Origin of the sequence: Massilimicrobiota sp. An105 (genome assembly GCF_002161155.1) — a bacterium.
Lineage (GTDB): Bacteria > Bacillota_I > Bacilli_A > Erysipelotrichales > Coprobacillaceae > Allocoprobacillus > Allocoprobacillus merdigallinarum.
Genome location: NZ_NFLY01000075.1, coordinates 1 through 5,108, shown reverse-complemented (window position 1 = coordinate 5,108; position 5,108 = coordinate 1). Strand labels below are relative to the sequence as shown.

Sequence of the window (5,108 nt, the reverse complement as noted above, 5' to 3'; positions counted from 1 at the left end):
CCTATAATATAAAAGGTGGTGCAGTTGCGTATATTCAATAATATCATCTCAGTGGTGTAGTTGTTGAAATTGGTGGTGCACTTTATGCTATTGATGGTGCAGTTCATTGCAAATAATCACAATATTTGGTTTTGCATATGCGTTCACATTTTTCATATAATTCTTTATTGATAAATCATCAGGCATATTTGATTTGTTATTAATATTATAATTTATTAAGAACATTTTAGTAACTTCTAAAATATCATTGTATTCTCCATCACAATATTTAAGAACTCTTTTTAGTAATGTAGGAAATAATCTAGAAATAGTATTAGAATCTGCCCCTGCTAAATCCCTTCTAATGAAATATACTGTAATTAAATTAATAATTTCAATTGTAGTTTTTTCGTCAATATTATTATTTCTTTCTAATTCAAGAACTTCTATTAAAAAAGAAGTTGGAGTAAATATATTTAACTCTCTAAATTCTAAAATTTCTTCATTCGTAATGTGATTATAAAGATAAAGTTTTCCAAAATTATCAGCATAATTATATATATCTGTTAACTTCTCTTCTATGCTATTTGTTTTATCATACCAATAGTCTTTAAATTCTCTGTATATATCTTTTTTATTACATAATGAAAATTTTTTTGTTGCTAAATAATGTCTAAAAAATTCTTCCATTTTAGTAGTATTATCAAAAATCATTTCTATTGGTTTCCAATAATGTTCATGTATTATATCTTGTGTATCACTATCTAAATCCATTAATATAAAGTTTCTTATTAAATCAGTAGCTGTTAATGGCACTCCTGATGCATTAATACTTTCAAAAACTTGTTGTGCATTATCGCTATCTTCTATTGGAATAACAACTAAATTTAATTTTATAAATGTTGATAATACACTATCATAACCGTATTGATCTAATAGAGTTCTAAAGTATTTTTTTATATAATAAAAATTTCTATAAACTCTACTTTGACCATATATTGATTTATATTGTTCACTTTGCAATTTTTTGTATTTTCCCGCTGCGATTACACTATATACATCATCATCAGAAACTAAAGGTTTTAATTTCATTTTAAATTTTTCATCTACACCATCATTAGTAATTTTTGCATCTATTTGTTTAATAATGTTTTCTTTACCATCTTCTTCTGCTAATGCTCTAACAGCGTGAAGCATTAAAAAAAATGTTGTTAAACGTTGTTGACCATCTATAATAATATGTTCTTTAAAATCAAATCCCTTTACTTTAGAAAGATACATAATTATACCAATAAAATGATTCTTATTAGTATTGATTAATGATTTAAAATCATCTAATAATTTTTTTACTTCTTTTTTTTCGTCCCATGTATAGTTTCTTTGATATACAGGTATTACGAATTGTATACCTATAGTTGAAATATAATTTAAAATATTTGTTCTTTTAGGTTGCTCTGTCATCTTTTATGCTCCTCATACCATATTTTATATTAACTTTATAAATATTTGTGTATTCCTCTGAATGTAGTACATTAGTTATAATTTATTCGAATAATTATTTTAATAGATAAGAAAATTATACTTTTTAATTAACTTCACATCCATTTTTTATTCACTAATGTTTCCTTATGTTTAACATTTCTTACATATCATTTAGTTACCAAATGAATATCCACAATCTTGTATTCTCTCGTATCAAATAATACATAAGTAATTTGCGTTTTAACGCAATCTGTTTCAAAGGATTTAAGCGCCTTAAAAATAGTTACTTCTTTTTCATCGTTAGCGTTAAATAAGATATTCATTCCCATGTATTTTTTATCAATAGATATCATAGTTGTAAATATTTGGGTGAAGAATCCTATTTGGTATTCTCGCCAATCAATGTATTTTGTATCTAATTGATATCTATCAATATAATCAATCAATAATACATATTTAGAATCTTTTTTCTTGCTTATTTCTCCAATAAATTGCCTATCACCTATATCATCTACGTATTCAACATTAAAAACATGATCAATATTCCATCCTTCCAAATACATATAAGAAAAATAAGCAAAAGTGAGTCTCATTGCTTTTTTTGATCTTTCGTCAGTGTCTTCAACAATATCACCGAATAAAATTCTACTTAATACTTTGCATGGATGTGCATTTTCATATTCTGCTATTGCATTTAGCAATTTAGAATTTGGGATTTTTGTTGATCCACTTTCAATTTTTTTTATGGTATTTAAAGACACATTTAAAGCATTTGCTAATTGTGCTTGTGTAATTTTATCTCTATCTCTCATCATTTTCATATAGTCTTTAAAGTACATAATAATTTCTCCTAACATAAAATAGTATAAAAATATCCATAATGATATTGCATATAAGTATACCTTGTGATATATTATAATTAAGGTATACTTATAGTTGATAATCTTATACTATATTATTATACCTTATCGAGGAGGTGAAGTAAATGAGATATAAGTGAAAAAAAGACTATCTAGTCCATCGCCAAACTTTCTAGATAGTCGTCTACGAAAAGAGACATATTTTATAATGCTCTTTCTAGAGAATTATATCAAATAATATGTCTCCTTTCAAATTTATTTTAAGAGAGGAGTTTTTATATGCCAATAACTCAAAAAGAATTATTAGAAAAAGAATTTAAATCAGAAGGTGTAAACCTTTTTGGTGGGTTGCTTAATCCTGGTTTGTATGTTTTAGCTGGAACAAGCAAAGTAGGAAAATCAATGGTTGCAACAACAATGGCAAATTGTGTAGCACAAGGTATTGATTTTTTTGGTAAATCTATGCCTAAAGGCAAAGTTATTTATTTTGATAATGATAATTATGATTTTGAAACAAAGAATCGAATTATTTCGTTAAATCTTTCAGGAACAAATGAAATTCTGTATGAGTTCAATGATTCTAAATCTATATATGATATAAATGAAAGATTAAATCAAATAGTTGATATGGAAAAATATAAACTTATTATTATTGATTCGTATGTTGGATTGGATGAAGTTATCTCTTCTAATGATAGTTATTATGAAGTTTATCCTATTTTAAAGGAATTAAGAGATATTGTTGTTAAGAAAAATCTAATATGTATTCTTATTCATCATACAAAGAAAAATAAAGAAAGAATAGATCAGGATAATCTCATAGGCTCAAAAGCACTTTCTGGAGCTACGACAGGAACGTTGTTACTTTCCGTAAGAAATGAATTTGATACACATGGAGAATTGAAACTCATATTAAGAAGTAATAAATCTATAATTAAGATCAAAAAAGATAAAAAAAATATTAATTGGATATTAGATACTGATGAACATTCAATAACTGAAGAAATACCAAAAAATATTCTTCTGTTGATTAATACAGTAGTAAGTTTAGAGAAACATGAACTTGTAGGAACTTGTCAAGAGATTGTTCAAAAGACAAAGATGGAACTTAATCCTAATTATCTTACAAAGTATCTAAAACAAAATAAACCTTATTTAGATGAAAATCATATCACTTTTATTAACGATAGAAATGGCCAAAAAAGAATAATTAAAATAGTCTATCATGAAAACGATAAAATGACAGGATGACAGATGAAATCCCTATAGAAATCAACTGTCACACTGTCACAAAACAAGAACATTGAAAATTTAATATAAAGCCTATCGGCAATCTTTAAAAAGAGAGACCAAAAAATTGGTCTAGCAAGTTTCCAAAAAGCTAAAGCATTTTGGAAACTTGCCCTGCCGGGAGCTTTTTGAAAGGATGAAAAGTATGGCACATGCACAAAAAGTCAAACGTACAGGTGTCATCGGCTTGGTCATTCACTGTGAGCGTAGAGAAGGGTGCGAACTTTCAAACAAAGATATAGATATGAGTCGTACGCATCTCAACTATAATCTTGCTGAGACAATTCAGCCGATGAAGCCTGAAATATTCATAAAGAAAAGAATAGATGAAGTTAAACATATCAAACGTGATGATATTGTTTATCTTGTTGATTGGATAGTAACTTTACCAAAAGATGTACTTGCTGATGATCAAGAAAGATTCTTTGAATACACATATGATTTTCTAAGAGACAAATATGGTATTCAAAACATTGTAAGTGCATGGGTACACAATGATGAAGCAACACCACACATTCATTTCTCATTTATACCAGTTGTAGAAATTGATGGAATTGAGAGGTTGAAATGTAAGGACATTTTGACAAAGAAAGAACTCAAGCGATTTCATCCTGATTTAGGAGCTTATCTTGAAAATAGGTTGGGTTATATGCCAGCTATCCAAAACGATGCCACAATCAACGGAAATTGCACAATAAAAGAACTCAAAAATCAAGAAGATTTGAGTTTAAAGAAAAGTTTAAAGAATGTTTATGATCATATTGAAGCAAGTAAGAATATCATTGTAGAATCGAATAAGATTAATTATGAAACTACAAATATTTTTGAAAAAACAAAGTCTTTAAAGAAAAGTCATCAGGTTATTGATGAATTAAAAAATACAAATAAACAATTACAATCTGATGTTCGAACTTTATCTCATTTAACACTAACACAAAAGAAAGAAATTGATTCATATAGACAGATGCCTTTAGCAAAGCAATTAAAAGAAAAAAATCAAGTAATCAATAATTTGTATGATTCTATTTTCTCGTTAGAAAAACAGATTAAAGATCAAGAATATGATTTTTCTTGCTTAAGAAATAATTATGATAGATTAGAGAATAAAACAGAAAAACTCAAAAATCAAATATTTATTCACGAATCTTTTCTTTCTCTTATTGGTTTAGATAAAGTATTTAATGAATTTAAAAGAATATTTACTAGAAATGATTATTCTATAAATATTGATATTCTCAAAGATATATGTTTTAAAACCATTAAAAAATCAGCAATGATGTTCAAAACATTAAAAGAACGCATTAACTTTTTAAGTCAACAAAATATATCAAATAAAGATGTTTTTCTAAAAAAAGAACAACATTCATATAAAGATATTTATGAAATAGGCGAAGTCTAGAAGACCTCGCCCCTTCCCGAACCGTACGGGCACCTTTCAATGCATACGGCTCTCCATTTCTAAATGAGTTTTCGTTTTGTCATTTGATTGTATTCTAA

The 5,108-nt window shown here is 26.6% G+C and carries 4 protein-coding genes; 2 read left to right on the top strand and 2 right to left on the bottom strand.

Translation table 11 applies throughout. The annotated features are described in order from the left end of the window. Positions 1–87: 87 nt before the first annotated feature. Positions 88–1,440: a DUF262 domain-containing protein gene (locus B5E48_RS13020; protein WP_087305553.1), complete on the bottom strand. Its 1,353-nt coding sequence runs from the start codon at positions 1,438–1,440 to the stop codon at positions 88–90. Positions 1,441–1,628: 188 nt separating this feature from the next. Further along, positions 1,629–2,300 (bottom strand): helix-turn-helix domain-containing protein, encoded by a 672-nt coding sequence (locus B5E48_RS13015; protein ID WP_158097306.1) that lies wholly within the window; start codon positions 2,298–2,300, stop codon positions 1,629–1,631. 300 nt (positions 2,301–2,600) lie between these two features. On the opposite strand from B5E48_RS13015, the gene B5E48_RS13010 reads away from it, so the two are divergent. Beyond that, complete coding sequence (locus tag B5E48_RS13010; protein ID WP_087305548.1) at positions 2,601–3,572, top strand: AAA family ATPase; 972 nt, start codon at positions 2,601–2,603, stop codon at positions 3,570–3,572. A 184-nt stretch (positions 3,573–3,756) separates the two neighbouring features. Beyond that, entirely contained in the window at positions 3,757–5,010 is a 1,254-nt protein-coding gene (mobV, locus tag B5E48_RS13005) for a MobV family relaxase (protein WP_158097305.1), read from the top strand. The last annotated feature ends 98 nt before the right edge of the window (positions 5,011–5,108 follow it).